The following is a 13391-nucleotide window of genomic DNA, read 5'->3' on the forward strand; positions in this document are numbered from 1 at the left end:
CCGGCCCGCCAGCGCCGACACAATCCAGGATGGAGTAAGACATGAAACAGTTTGACCAAGACACACCGCAATCACCGGGCCGCCGCAACGTTCTGCGCGGCACCGCACTGGCCGGCGCCGCGGCGCTGACCGGCGGTATGGCAATGGCCGCCGCCACCGTGCGCCGCCCCATGGCGCCCCCGCGCATCACCATGCCCGGCGGCGAGGCAATCGAGGCGCAGTTGCGCGAAATGCAGGCCGCCGAGCCGCATGACGTATCGGGCTACGAGCGTGTGCAGCAAAAAATGGTCCGCCCGCCCTTCGCCCCCAAGCACGAGCAGGTCGCAACCGGCGGCCCCAAGATCATCGAGGTCGAGCTGGTCGTTGACGAACGCCTGATGGTGGTCGACGAAGACACCGGCGCGTCGATCTGGGCGATGACCTATAACGGGTCGGTTCCCGGTCCGCTGATCATCTGCCACGAGGGCGATTACGTCGAAGTGACGCTGAAAAGCCTTGGCAAGAACCAGCTGGAGCATAACATCGACTTCCACGCATCGACCGGCGCCCTTGGCGGCGGTGGCCTGACCCACATCTATCCGGGCGAGGAATGCGTGCTGCGCTGGAAGGCGACCAAGCCGGGCTGCTTTACCTATCACTGCGCCCCCGGCGGTGCGATGATCCCCTACCACGTCTGCCACGGCATGAACGGCGCCGTCATGGTCCTGCCCCGCGACGGGCTGAAGGATGCCGAAGGCAACCAGCTGACCTATGACGACATCGCCTACCTGGGCGAGCAGGACTACTACCTGCCCAAGAACGCGGACGGCACCTACAAGACCTATGCCAACGCCGGCGACGACTATGCCGACGCGCTGGAGGCCATGCGCACTCTTGTGCCGACACACTCGGTCTTCAACGGTGCGGTCGGGGCGTTGACCGGATCCCGCGCATTGCGGGCCAAGGTGGGCGAGAATATCCTGATGGTGCATAACCAGTCCAACCGCGACAGCCGCCCCCACCTGATTGGCGGACATGGCGACTACGTCTGGGAAAGCTCGTTCAGCGATCCACCACTGACCAACATGGAAACATGGTTTGTCCGCGGCGGCAGCGCGGTGGCAGCAATGTACAAATTCGAGCAGCCGGGCGTTTACGCCTACGTGAACCACAACCTGATCGAAGCCGCCCTTCTGGGCGCAACCGCCCACTTCGTGGTGGACGGCGAATGGGACAACGCCCTGATGGAGCAGGTGGCAGCACCGCGCCAGATGGAAACATGACCCGCCAACGAAAATAAAGGAGCCGGACCGCCATGAAACGCCCAAGCCTTGCAACGATCTTGATATCAACAGCAGCCTTGGCCGTGGCGGCCGGCGCGATCATCGGGGGGGCCGCGTGGATGACACGCGGCCCCGGCCCGCAACTGTCGGCGGCCTCAAACCCGCAGCTTATCCCCGACATGGTTGGCCCCGTCGGCGACGACGCCCCGATCTGGGTGCAGCGCCACGAGGTAACGATTGCCGAATTCAACGCCTGCCATAATGCGGGCGGATGCGCCTTGTGGCTGGTCGCGCGTCCCGATCAGGACCCCGCGACAACCCCCGCCACCGGCCTCAGCTATCCCGATACGCAGCAATATGTCGCCTGGCTGAATGACGCCACAGGCCATGATTTCCGTCTGCCGCGCGTCGTGGAATGGACCGCCATGGCCGAATCCGTCATGCCGGACGAACCTGACCCGCTGTTCACCGATCCCGCGCTCAGCTGGGCCTCGGCCTATATGCTGGAGGCGGAGCTGCCGCGCGCCCTGCGCCCCTCTGGCAGCTTCTCCACCACCGAGGATGGCATTGCCGATCTGGATGGGTCCGTCTGGGAATGGACCGACGATTGCTATGCCGGCAGCGGCGCCCCGCCCCGGCCGGATCGCTGCCCGGCGTTCTGGGTGGCTGGCATCCACATGGCCGCAATGTCCTATCTGGAGCGTGACCCGGCGCGCGGCGGCTGCGCCGTTGGCACCCCGCCCGCCCATCTGGGCATGCGGCTGGTCACGGACAGCGCGCCACTCTCGTAACGCGCTGCCCGCGTCCCTCACGGCAGGGGCGACACGCCCAGCACCACGGGATGCAGCCCCAGAAGCGCCGCATAAAGCAGCACCGCAATCCCCAGACGCAGCGCCGCCCCGGTCCATGATACCGGGCGCGGCACCGGCGCAATCTGCGTCGTCAGGGCCTGCCACTTGGCGGCCCCCAGCTCGCGCCGTTTGCGCCGGTCCACCAGCCGCATGCCCATCAGCGCAAAGAATGCAAACACCCCGAACAGGATCACATGCGCCAGATCGCCATTCGGCACCAGATGCGCCCCGGCCCACAGCGCCGCCGCCACCAGCAGCGGGTGCCGCACCCAGGCAACAATGCCGGGACGCTCTGGATCAAAGCGGTCATTCCGCGCGCCCCCAAACGACAGCGGATTGGGCCGCGCCACGCCAAGACACAGCAGGGCGCAGGCCGCGCCCATTGCGATCAGCGGCACCCAGTTCTGCCATGCCGCGCGCGGCCAAAGCCCGACATAAGGTGCATTGCCCGCCGCCACGATCAGCCATGTCAACACGCCCAGCGACAGTACCGAATAGGCCAGCGTAAAACCGCCCCGCCCCAGCACCTCAACCAGCCGCGCCTTGACCGGCGGGCGCAGCGGGATGCTGTGGCTTAGGAAAAAGGCGGCAAAGGCAGCGGCGAAATTGGCCCAGCCCATCACGCCCGCGCCGCCTTGCCCGGCTTGTCGGTCAGTAGCATCGGCCCATAGAGCAGCGCAAAGCCGCCATATGTCCCGATCCACGCCAGCGCCGCCAGCTCGGCCAGGGGCAATCCCGGCAGCAGATCCGCCAGCAGCCGCGCCAGAACCGACATCGCCATCAAAATGTACAGCGCCACCGTGCCCCGGCCCGCGTGCAGCGCGCGGCCGGTATGGCCCAAAGTGGCGCGCGTCATGACAGCCAGCGTCATCATCCCGATTGCTCCGGCCATCCACAAATGCTGCGCCGCCGCCAGCGGTAGCGCACCCGGCCACAGCGCCGCCGCTCCCAGCGCCAGCGCACCCAGCGGCACGAACGCGTATCCGACATGCAGCACCGCAACCAGCGGATCGGCCCCGGTGCGCAAACCGCACCAGCGCGACAGCCGCACGGCATGCAGCGCGCCAATCACGATCAGCGCCGCGCCTGTCGCCGCATCCGCCGGGCGGGCCACCCACAAGGCCAGCGTCAGAACGGTGACGATCAAAACCGCCTTGTCAAACCGCTGCATGGGCGCGGCAGGGCGCGCCGGATCGCCGCGCTTGACCAGCCAGTTGCGGGTGAAGCTGGGCACCACGCGCCCGCCAATCAACGCGATCATCAGAATGACCGCCCCCAGCCCCAGCCGCAGACCGATCCCCTGCGCCGCAAATCCGCCCTGGGCCGCATCGAGGTGAAACAGCCCGTTTGCCAGCGCAAACACCACCAGCAGAGCCAGGATCGGCAGGTTGCGCCAATTCTTGCCCGCCACAATCTCGCGCAGGATCATCGCGCCCAGCGCAACGGTAAAGCTGAGGTCGATCACCGCAACAGCCGCCCAATGCGCGCCCAGCGGCAGCGTCACCGCCAGCCGACCCGCCAGCCATATCAGCGCCAGCGCCCCCAGCGACCAGCCCGTTACCGGCAGGCGTCCGGTCCAGTTCGGGACCGCCGTCAATAGAAATCCGCCGATGATCGCGCCCAGCGTTCCAAACAGGAATTCATGCGCGTGCCACGAGACCGGATCGAACGCCAGATCCATGCCCAGCGCGCCGGTCAGGGTCAGGATCCAGATCATCATGGCAATGGCCGCCCAAGCCGCCCCGCCCAGAAAAAACGGGCGAAACCCGTATGTCAAAAGGGTCGGCCCCTGCCATTCGCGCATCCGGCCCGCTGTACTGGTCGTCATATCCGTTATCCTTTGGAGGTCCTGCCCGCATCGGGGCCTATACCGTGGGGCGTGAGTATCGGCACGTCCGCGCCGCCTTCGGGGGGCAACCCGTAGCTTAGCCCGCGCCCGATCCTGTGCGCCAGCGCCGCCCATCCATGCGCCAGCGGTCCGGGCAGTTCCTTGGATAATACATCCTCGAACAGCGACAGCCAGACCGGAAAATGGGCGGCGCGAACATTGCCCGCCGCCTTGTGAATCTGCATCGGGTTGCCGTCATATTCGCGCTGGAACAGCAGCGCGTTACGCCAGAACCGGCCGATCTTTTCCTCATGGGCGGGCCAGTCCGTGACATGCGCGGCAAACACCGGACCCAGCGCCGGATGGGCGCGGACGCGGGTGTAGAAATGTGCCACAACGCGGTCGATCTGCTCTTCGGTGACGGGAATACGCGGCGGCAGTGTCATACCACGATGATCCAGACAATGATGAGGCAAACAGCCAGATAAAACAACGTGTTGATCATCCAGCGCAGCAATCCGCCATCGGATTCGGGGTCGACCCCCATCCGCTCGCAAACCTTGGTTCCCGGCCATAGAATAGCATCGGCGATTTTCATGGCGCGTCCCTTTAATAGGTATTTCCAGTGCCTAATATATAGCCCTTCTTATTGCGCATTGTAAATGCTAAATATCACCCCATGCAGTTGGACAAGTTCACCGATTACGCCTTGCGCGTTTTGATAACCTTGGCGGTCAAGGCGCCCGCGCGGGTGCCGACCTCTGAAATTGCGGGCATCTTCGGCCTGTCCGAGAATCACCTGTCCAAGGTTGCGACTCAGCTGGTGCGCGAGGGGTTCGTGATTGCCGAGCGGGGCCGCAATGGCGGTCTGACACTGGCGCGCCCGGCTGCCGAGATCACGCTCGGCGCTGTCGTGCGCGCGATGAAGCGCGGCCAGCCGGTGGTCGAATGTTTCGGTCCCGACAAATCGTGCCTGATCCTGCCCGCCTGCGGCCTGCGCGGCCCACTGGCCGAGGCGCAGGAGGCATTCTTTGCCACGCTGGACGGCTATACGCTGGCCCATGCGGCGCAGGCGCGGCGCGCACTGGGCGATTTGCTGGCCACATGACGGGCGCGGCGCTGGGGTGATCCAATCGGGCCGCCGGGCCGTAGATCATACAGCAGCCGGAGGATCGCCATGTTTCGCACACTTGCCCTGATCATATCCATTTTCATCGCCGCCCCTGCCGCCGCGGTGGACCTGAAAGCGCCCTTTGCGTCAATCGACGGCGGAACCTTGGCACTGAGCGACTGGGCCGGGCAGCCGGTTCTGGTGGTGAATACCGCGTCGCAATGCGCCTTCACCCGGCAATATCGCGGGCTTCAGGATCTTTATGACACATATCGCGATCGCGGCCTGATCGTGCTGGCCGTCCCGTCGGATGATTTCCGGCAGGAACTGGCAACCAATGCCGAGGTCAAGGAATTTTGCGAATTGCAATACGGCATCGACATGCCGATGACCGGCATCACCCACGTCACGGGCAGCAATGCGCACCCTTTTTTCCGCACCCTGCGGGATAAGACGGGGTTCGCACCCGGCTGGAATTTCAACAAGGTGCTGATTGCCCCTGATGGACAGGTGGCAGGCACATTCGGATCGCCGGTTGATCCCCTGTCGGCCAAGATCACCGGCCCGATTGAGGCGATGCTGCGATGACGGGCTGCACAACCGTCTATTACGATGGCGCCTGCCCGCTTTGCCGCAGCGAGATCGGGTATTACGCCAAGCGGGACCGCGACGGCCGGCTGGATCTGGTCGATGTATCGCAGCCCGGCGCGGACCTGCCGGACGGGTTGGACGCAAACGATGCCAAGGCGCGGTTTCATGTGCAATCGGCGGGTGGCAGCCTGCTGTCGGGCGCCGCCGCCTTTGCAGAGGTATGGCGGCAGGTGCCGGGCTGGGGTGTGGCCGCGCGGGTCGCGCATTTCCCCGGCGTGATGCCCATGCTGGAGCTGGCATATCGCGGGTTTTTGCGGCTTCGGCCAGGTATCGTCCGGCTGTTCGTGGCGCTGCGCCGCAGGAAGGCGCAATAAATGCCCGCTTTGCGCCATTGTGCCAGATCGCTTGCGTTGGGCGCGGTCTTTTGCCCAGCTTTCGCCACCGCAGTCATTGCGCAGGAGGGCAGGCAGATGATTGAGGATTTCAGCGGCGCGCCTGAAACAAGGTGGGAATTTATCAGCGACCGGGTGATGGGCGGCAGATCCACCGGGCAAGTCGCCTTGCGGCAGGAGCAGGGGCAAACTGTTTTGCATCTGTCCGGATCTGTCAGCACCGCCAAAAACGGCGGCTTCATTCAGGCCCGGCTGAAACTGCCCACCCGATTGCCCGAAGGCGCCAAAGGGCTGGAAATAAAGGTCAAAGGCAACGGGCAGACCTATTATATCCACGCGCGCACCGGCGGCACGGTGCTGCCGTGGAATTTCTATCAGGCGCCATTTGACACCTCCGGCGACTGGCAAGTGCTGCGCATCCCGTTCGCGCGGTTCGAGGCGCAAGGCATGTTGCTACGCGATACCTTGGCCGCCGATAGCATCAAAAGCCTGGCAATCGTCGCCTATGGGCGGGATCACACGGCGGATATTTCAGTAGCCGACATCGCGTTTTATTGACGGCCCCGCGACGGATGGCACCGTAAGATCGATCCGGTCGGCCATCAGAATCGCCAGCGGGCGCGTCGGCTCGAACGAGGAGAACACGATCGACAGGATCGACGTCAGCGGCACCGCCAGCAGGGCGCCGGCCAACCCCCAAAGCGCGCTCCACACAGCGAGCGATACCAGCACCACAAACGGGCTGAGATTGACGCGCCGCCCGATCAGCCGCGGCTCCACGATATTGCCAACGATCATCTGCGCCGCCGTCAGCAGGATGGCCAACAGCATCGTCCACCACAAATCACCGAATTGCACGATGGACAGGCTGACCGGAAACGCCACCCCAACCAGCGAGCCGAAATAGGGGATATAGTTCAGCAAGGCGATCACAAGCGCCCAGAATATGGCAAAATCCACGTCCAGCGCCCACAACACGACAAAGGACACAGTGCCCAGCATCGCGTTGATCAGCGTCTTGATTGCCAGATAGTCGCCGATCCGGTCGTTGATGTCGCGGATCATCGCCTCGGTCTTGGCGGCGCCTTCGGCGTCGCGCATGGCGGCAGACAGTTTGACCGCGAAACCGGCACGCTCGGACAGCAAGAAGGCGGAATAGACGATCACCAGAAACACAGAGGTGCCGATGCCGGTGATATTATACAGCGCCGTGTTGATCAGTGTCTGCACGGACAGGCGGCCAAATGTGGCATCGCGTATGGTTTTCCAATCGGGCCGTTCGTCCACGCCCAGCATGTCGGCGCCCTGCGCGACCAGCCGCTCGATATTGGCCTGATAGGTGGGCGCCTCGCGCAGGATGCGGCTGATCGTATCGACAACCACCCCCAGCAGCAACAGCACGACCAGCGTGAAGGCCACCAGCACCAGCAGCCGCCGCATGGGAGCCGAAAGCAGCCCGACAAGCGGCACAGCGCGCATCGCCTCTGACACGCTGATCAGCACGTAAACCGCGATCACCGCTGCCAGAATGGGCAGCAGCACAGGCTTGCCGATAAAGATCAGAAAACCCGCCAGCACGGCCAGCAAGGCCGCGTTGACCGGCAGCGCCAGTTGTGACGGGGGAACGATCACAGGCGCTGCTGCCTTTGCGGATCACGGGTGGCAACAGATGGCATATGGGCGCGGCTCCTACGGGGTGGGCGGGTCAGGCCCGCAACGGCAGGCGTCCCCACCGTTATGCCGTAGTTTTTGCCAAATGCCACCGCCTGATTGCCATCGCGGGCCCTGTTGCCGCAGGTAAACGCGTCTTAACGCGCGGCGACATACCGGTCATAGTTCAGATCCGCCGTTTCGATATCGGACGCGCGGCCTGCCACAAGATCGCTGAGAACCCGCGCCGAGCCTGCGGCCATGGTCCAGCCCAGCGTGCCGTGGCCGGTGTTCAGATACAGGTTCGGCGCGCCGGATTGGCCGATGATCGGTGTTCCATCCGGCGTCATCGGGCGCAGGCCGGTCCACAGCACGGCGCGGCTTTGATCGGCGGCCCCCTTGAACAGCGACTCGACGGACATGGTCAGCGTTTCCTGCCGCTTGGTGCTCAGGCTGCGGTCCATTCCGGCCAGTTCCGCCATGCCGCCCACGCGGATACGGTCGCCCAGACGGGTGATTGCAATCTTGTATGTCTCGTCCATCACGGTCGATTGCGGCGCCAGATCGGGCGCAACGATCGGCGCGGTGATCGAGTAGCCCTTGACCGGGTAAATCGGCAGCTTCAGCCCCAACGGGCGCACCAGATCGGGCGAATGGTTGCCCATCGCCACCACGAACGCATCCGCCGTGACACGCCCCTCGGACGTCTCGACCGCCTCGATGCCGCTTGGCCCCTGGATCAGCGCGCGGATTTCCACACCGGCCCGAAAGCTGACGCCCAGATCGCTGGCCATCATCTGGGCCAGTTTGGTCGTGAACATATGGCAATCGCCGGTTTCGTCCCCCGGCAGGCGCAGACCGCCTGCAATCAGATCGCGCGCGCCCGCCAGCCCCGGCTCGGCCCGGACGCAACCGGCCGCATCCAGCACCTCGTAGCGCACGCCGCCCTTTTCCAGAACCTTGATATCCTTGGCCGCGCCATCCACCTGCTTTTGCGTGCGGAACAGTTGCAGCGTGCCCTGCTGGCGGTTGTCAAAGTCAATTCCCGTCTCGTCGCGGATCTCGGTCAAACAATCGCGGCTGTATTCGGCCAGCCGGACCATGCGACCCTTGTTCACCTCATAGCGCGCCTCGGTACAGTTGCGCAGCATCCGCGCCATCCAGCTCAGCTTGCGCCAGTCCATCTGCGGCTGCACGATCAGCGGTGCGTGGCGCTGAAAAAGCCATTTCAGTGCTTTCAGCGGAATCCCCGGCGCCGCCCAGGGCGCTGAATATCCGGGCGAAATCTGGCCCGCATTGGCAAATGTCGTATCCTCGCCGACGGCGGCGTTGCGGTCGATGACCGTCACCTCATGCCCGTCTTTGGCCAGATACCACGCGGACGTGACGCCGATAACACCGCCCCCAAGAACAACGATTTTCATAGCTCACTCCCTTGCCAACGCGCTATCGCCTGATGGCCACAAAAACACCAAGATGCGGTGAATTTTCCATTGGATTTCAGAGTGCAGGACAGGCTGTATCGAATATTCTACGCATCATAGGCGAATTGGCGGTGGATTATTACGCAATAGACCTTGGCAGCCGGACAGACGCCCATCAAAATCGCCCCTTTCGACGCATTTGTGCGCGACTGTCGCGTTGCAATATCGTTTTCAGGTGGCGAAGCATGTAGCGCGTGATAAACCGTGCAAGTCCCGACCCTGACGGCGAAACAGGCCGGGGGGCAGGCAGGCCGCTTGGTCACTTCGCAGAACGGCACAGTCAGGAAACTCGAACGAAGGACGCGGTATGGCGCAGCCCGATATGCCACTGGCAGAGCTTCTGACGCATCTGGACCGGCTTGCGCAGCACTCGCTGCGGCTGTGGGATATTCCGCCGGGCGCGCGGGCGCATCTGATCAATGTGGCGGAAAACGCGACCTATCTGGTCGAGGATGGCAGCGGCTACAGGGCCATTCTGCGCATCCACCGCGAACAGTATCACACCCGCCGCGCGATCGAATGCGAACTGGCATGGATTGCCGCGCTGAAACAGGCGCGCGCCGTTGTCACCCCCGACAGCTATGTTGGGAAAAACGGCCAGGTCATTCAGGAAGGCCGTATTGACGGGTTGGATGCGCCCCGTTTCATGGTGCTGTTTCAATATATCGAAGGCACCCACCCCGATGAGGCAGGTGATCTGGAACGCCCGTTCGAAGAATTGGGCGAAATTGCCGCGCTGACGCACGAACATTCAAAATCATGGCAACGCCCCGCCGATTTCCAGCGGCTCGTCTGGAATACAGACACCGTGTTTGGCCCCGCCCCCACCTGGGGCAACTGGCGCGACGCGCCGAATGTCACGCAAGACATTGCCGCCGTGCTGGATGCGGTCGAGGCGCGCGTCTGCGCGCGGCTCAAGGCGTTTGGCAATGTCCCGGATCGCTATGGGCTGATCCATGCGGATATGCGGCTGGCCAACCTGCTGACCGGCCCGCAAGGCACGCGTTTGATAGATTTCGACGATTGCGGCTTTGGCTGGTTTCTGTACGATTTTGCCGCCGGGATCAGCTTTATGGAGGATGATCCGCGCGTTCCCGCGCTCAAGGCGGCATGGGTGCGCGGCTACAACAAGGTGCGCGCACTAAGCGGCGATGAGCTGGCCGAGATGGACACCTTCATCTTGCTGCGCCGGATGGCCCTGCTGGCGTGGATCGGCAGCCATATCGAGGCGCCCGAACCGCAGGCAATGGCCCCCGATTTCGCCCGCGTGACGGCACGGCTGGGCGCGGAATGGCTGGCGCAAACGGCAAACCGCGGCTGACACGTGGCGGCGGCATGATTGATGCCGCCGCCAGACTGCCAGGGTTACTTTTCGGTCTTGGGCTCTTCTACCGGCTCGCTTGGTTCGGGGCCTGTATCGACGATTTCGGCATCGACCACGCTGGCGATATCTGTCGCTTTCTGGTCGTCCATATCGCCCATGATCAGCGGCAGCATTTCGATTCCGGTGGGGGACGTAACGTCGCCCTGCGGCGGTGTTTTCCACGCAAGCGTATCGAACGCGCCGCAGTTTTCGCAGGCGGGCACCCATTCGCCGTGAATGTGCTGGCAGTTGTTGCAAATCCACTGCGGGCCGCGCGGCGCCGACATGGCACGGGCCAGCCAGCCCTTGACCACCCGATCAGGCGCACCCTCGCCCCGCTCGATTGCGGCCATGATTGTCAGAACGCGGGCGTCAGGATCGGTTTCGACCAGACCGCCCAGGGCGCGGCGCGCGGCGGGGAAATCTTCGGCGGCAAGGTTCAGCTCGGCCTCGACCAGCTTTGACTCGCGGTGATCGGGGCGCGCGGTGAACAGCTTGGCAAAGCGTTTCAGGCGTTGCTGTGGCGTCTCGTCCGGCGCGATGGCGGCAAAGGCGGCGGCCAGATCGGGGTGCGGCTGCTGGTCCCATGCCTTGCGAATGACGCGGGCGGCATAGCGCGGCGCGCCTTGGGCGATGTAGCTGCGCGCGGCCATAACGGCAGCAGGGATCAGATGCGGAGACAACTTGTTCGCCTCAATCGCGGCCTCACGCGCCTCGACGGTTTTGCCCTCGACGGCAATGTCGCGCGCCGCAGACAGCGCCAGAACCGCATCGCGGCGTTTGTGAACATCACGCGGGATATTGCCGAATTTCAGCTTTGCATTCAGGGTCGAGCGTGCGCCGGCCCAATCCTCCTGCCCGGTTTGCAGTTTGAGCAGGGTATCCTGAATTTCGCCATGGCCCGGTTTCAACCCAAAGGCCGTCTGCGCCAGTTTCAGCGCCGTGTCGGTATCGCCATCGGCAATCTTCTGGCGCAGGATACCGCGCACGCCGACAAAGCGGGTGCGATCATCCTTCAGCAGGCGCTTGTACACCTCCTCCGCCTTGGCGCGGTTGCCCTGCATTTCGGCAGCCTGCGCAATCACCAGATTGGTCAGGGCGGGTTTTTTCAAATACCGATCGGCGCGGGCGGCGCGGGCCATGGCCACGTCCCCCTCGCCCGAGGCAAGGGCAAGCATCCCTTCGGACAGGGCGCGATACCCTTTTTCCTGACGGTTCCGGTCAAAATAGCGGGAAATCGCGGTTTCGTCGCCATTGATGAACCGCAGCACCGCGATCAGCAGCGCGGCCAGCTTCATCAGCAGCCACAGCGCCGCAATGATCAGCGCCAGCGCCATCACCGCCTTGAGCGGTGTCAGGTTCAGCTCGACCCCGGCCATGACGATGCGCACACCGCCGTCCAGCTCCAGCAAGTGGGACACGCCGAACGTGACCACCACCACGAGGGCCAGAAAAACGACGATCTTGATAATTGACCACAGCATGTGAGGCGTGCCCTTTCGGTTCAGTTCAATTTCGCGGCAAGCGCGTCGTAGGCGTCTGTGGCCTGCATCCGGGTGCGCGCGCTGGCCGCCCAATCGGCCAGCTCGGCGGCGGCGGGGCCGGTCAGCGTGTCCACCTCGGTCAGGGCTGCGGCCAGGTTGCCCTGGCGCAGATCGTCTTCGGCGCGGGACAAAATGGCGTCTGTGCTGCTGCCCTCGCGCCGCTCCAGCGACCGGGCACCCAGCTGGCCCGAAACAAAGGACCAGAAATCGCCGCCCGTCCCCTCGTCACCGGACCTGCGCGCCCTTGCCAGCGCCTCCCGCGCGGCGGGCGCAAAGGATTGCTGCAAGGCCGAACGCGTCGGCACACCAGCCTCGGCCACATCCTGAAGCGGATCTGGCGCCGACATGCCCGCACGCTCCAGATCGCCCAGCGCGGCGGCGAAGGGTGCGCCGCTGTCCAGTGCGGCACGAATGCGCGACAGGGCATCGCGGCGCAGATCCTGTTGGGCTGCGGCCTGCGCGGCCTCCGCGCGCTCGTCCGCTTGCGCGACGAGGGCTTGCACCTGCTCGCCCTGCGCCTTGATCGTGCGGCGCAGATCGTTCAGCTGGCCGATTGTCACCCCATCGTCACCCGGCCCGGTTGGCTGCGCTTCAAGCTCATCAATGCGCCCCGACAGGCTGTTGATCCGGTCGGACATCTCGGCCAGCTTTGCCTCCAGATCGGCCTGTCCCGCCTCGATGCCGCTGGTGTCCGGCGCGCCGGGGATCGCGTCGATGCGTGCATCCAGCGCGCTGATCCGCTCAGACTGCTGCGCCAGATCCGCCTGCACATCGGTTGCCGCCGTATCAACTGGCGCCATGATGCCCAACTGGGGGAATATGTAATAGGCCGCGCCAAAGCCGATGGCCGCAGCGCAGACACCGCCCAGAAGCAGACCAACGAAGCCGCCCTTGCGCGGCTGGGGCTGGCCGGCTGGCGCTGGCTTGGACTGCTGCATCTTTGGCGATGTGTCCTGCGATGTGGCGGTCGCCGCCGAAGGTTTGTCAGCGGGTGGGGTTCCGCTCGACCCGAAGGGGGTTGAGGAAGTCGATTTCGGCTCGGACGGCTTGTCTGTTGACGGTTTGGTTGAAGTCTCGGCCGCCGAATCTGTGCCAGAGGCTGCCGGAACAGCGGCAGCGCCCGCAGGCGCGGACGCCGTTTTGCCGGTATCGACCAGCTTTGCCTTATCCGTGCCGGTATCCGAAGCAGCGGCGCCGGTGGATGAGGTCGCCGCCGTGCTGCTGGTCTGGGGCTTGTCAGTCTGACCCTTGGCAGCTGCCGATTTGCTTCCGCTGGGCGGTATCGAACTGCGCGCCGTCACGTCGGGATCGGTTT

The 13391-nt window shown here is 64.4% G+C and carries 16 protein-coding genes; 8 read left to right on the top strand and 8 right to left on the bottom strand.

What is annotated here, in order from left to right:
* The first annotated feature begins 41 nt into the window (after positions 1–41).
* On the top strand, positions 42–1262 hold the full coding sequence (gene nirK / locus DQ230_RS04795) for a copper-containing nitrite reductase (protein WP_113911375.1): 1221 nt from the start codon (positions 42–44) through the stop codon (positions 1260–1262).
* A 32-nt stretch (positions 1263–1294) separates the two neighbouring features.
* Complete coding sequence (locus tag DQ230_RS04800; RefSeq protein ID WP_238987426.1) at positions 1295–2053, top strand: SUMF1/EgtB/PvdO family nonheme iron enzyme; 759 nt, start codon at positions 1295–1297, stop codon at positions 2051–2053.
* 17 nt (positions 2054–2070) lie between these two features.
* On the opposite strand, the gene DQ230_RS04805 is transcribed toward DQ230_RS04800, so the two are convergent.
* Genes DQ230_RS04805 through DQ230_RS17225 form a run of 4 tightly spaced genes read right to left on the bottom strand, consistent with a single transcriptional unit; the run spans position 2071 to position 4539 of the window.
* Complete coding sequence (locus tag DQ230_RS04805) at positions 2071–2733, bottom strand: NnrU family protein (protein ID WP_203228006.1); 663 nt, start codon at positions 2731–2733, stop codon at positions 2071–2073.
* Positions 2733–3941: an NnrS family protein gene (locus DQ230_RS04810; RefSeq protein ID WP_113911377.1), complete on the bottom strand. Its 1209-nt coding sequence runs from the start codon at positions 3939–3941 to the stop codon at positions 2733–2735. Before DQ230_RS04810 ends, DQ230_RS04805 begins: the two co-directional genes overlap by 1 nt.
* A gap of 5 nt (positions 3942–3946) precedes the next feature.
* The gene (locus DQ230_RS04815; RefSeq protein WP_238987427.1) at positions 3947–4387 is read right to left on the bottom strand and encodes a group III truncated hemoglobin; all 441 of its coding nucleotides are present in this window, start codon (positions 4385–4387) and stop codon (positions 3947–3949) included.
* Positions 4384–4539 (bottom strand): hypothetical protein, encoded by a 156-nt coding sequence (locus DQ230_RS17225; protein ID WP_203227995.1) that lies wholly within the window; start codon positions 4537–4539, stop codon positions 4384–4386. The genes DQ230_RS04815 and DQ230_RS17225 overlap by 4 nt, the downstream gene beginning before the upstream one ends.
* 81 nt (positions 4540–4620) lie before the next feature.
* Between DQ230_RS17225 and DQ230_RS04820 the strand changes: the two genes are divergently transcribed.
* The 4 genes from DQ230_RS04820 to DQ230_RS04835 all read left to right on the top strand — a co-directional run bounded on the left by DQ230_RS04820 (position 4621) and on the right by DQ230_RS04835 (position 6593).
* Positions 4621–5049, top strand: coding sequence for an RrF2 family transcriptional regulator (locus DQ230_RS04820; protein WP_113911378.1), 429 nt, complete (start codon positions 4621–4623; stop codon positions 5047–5049).
* Between the two features lie 69 nt (positions 5050–5118).
* The gene (locus DQ230_RS04825) at positions 5119–5640 is read left to right on the top strand and encodes a glutathione peroxidase (RefSeq protein WP_113911379.1); all 522 of its coding nucleotides are present in this window, start codon (positions 5119–5121) and stop codon (positions 5638–5640) included.
* On the top strand, positions 5637–6017 hold the full coding sequence (locus DQ230_RS04830) for a thiol-disulfide oxidoreductase DCC family protein (RefSeq protein WP_113911380.1): 381 nt from the start codon (positions 5637–5639) through the stop codon (positions 6015–6017). Before DQ230_RS04825 ends, DQ230_RS04830 begins: the two co-directional genes overlap by 4 nt.
* A gap of 96 nt (positions 6018–6113) precedes the next feature.
* Positions 6114–6593 (top strand): CIA30 family protein, encoded by a 480-nt coding sequence (locus DQ230_RS04835; protein WP_238987428.1) that lies wholly within the window; start codon positions 6114–6116, stop codon positions 6591–6593.
* On the opposite strand, the gene DQ230_RS04840 is transcribed toward DQ230_RS04835, so the two are convergent.
* Together DQ230_RS04840 and DQ230_RS04845 are read right to left on the bottom strand one after the other, a co-directional pair.
* Entirely contained in the window at positions 6567–7667 is a 1101-nt protein-coding gene (locus DQ230_RS04840; protein WP_113911381.1) for an AI-2E family transporter, read from the bottom strand. The genes DQ230_RS04835 and DQ230_RS04840 overlap by 27 nt on opposite strands.
* 176 nt (positions 7668–7843) lie before the next feature.
* Positions 7844–9109 carry a D-amino acid dehydrogenase gene (locus tag DQ230_RS04845; RefSeq protein ID WP_113911382.1) on the bottom strand — a complete coding sequence of 422 codons (1266 nt, stop codon included), beginning with the start codon at positions 9107–9109 and terminating at the stop codon, positions 7844–7846.
* 367 nt (positions 9110–9476) lie between these two features.
* Here DQ230_RS04845 and DQ230_RS04850 point away from each other — a divergent pair, with 367 nt between their 5' ends.
* Positions 9477–10490, top strand: a complete 1014-nt coding sequence (locus DQ230_RS04850) for a phosphotransferase enzyme family protein (RefSeq protein ID WP_203227996.1) — start codon at positions 9477–9479, stop codon at positions 10488–10490.
* Positions 10491–10534: 44 nt separating this feature from the next.
* Here the strand turns inward: DQ230_RS04850 and DQ230_RS04855 are convergent, their stop codons facing one another.
* Both DQ230_RS04855 and DQ230_RS17035 read right to left on the bottom strand, forming a co-directional pair.
* A complete protein-coding gene (locus DQ230_RS04855; RefSeq protein ID WP_113911383.1) occupies positions 10535–12016 on the bottom strand; it encodes a heme biosynthesis protein HemY in 1482 nt (493 codons plus the stop codon).
* A 20-nt stretch (positions 12017–12036) separates the two neighbouring features.
* Complete coding sequence (locus DQ230_RS17035; protein WP_162497362.1) at positions 12037–13014, bottom strand: COG4223 family protein; 978 nt, start codon at positions 13012–13014, stop codon at positions 12037–12039.
* Between DQ230_RS17035 and DQ230_RS17040 the strand changes: the two genes are divergently transcribed.
* On the top strand, positions 13001–13321 hold the full coding sequence (locus DQ230_RS17040; protein ID WP_162497363.1) for a hypothetical protein: 321 nt from the start codon (positions 13001–13003) through the stop codon (positions 13319–13321). The genes DQ230_RS17035 and DQ230_RS17040 overlap by 14 nt on opposite strands.
* The last annotated feature ends 70 nt before the right edge of the window (positions 13322–13391 follow it).

Source organism: Roseovarius dicentrarchi (assembly GCF_003316635.1).
Classification (GTDB): Bacteria; Pseudomonadota; Alphaproteobacteria; order Rhodobacterales; family Rhodobacteraceae; genus Roseovarius; species Roseovarius dicentrarchi.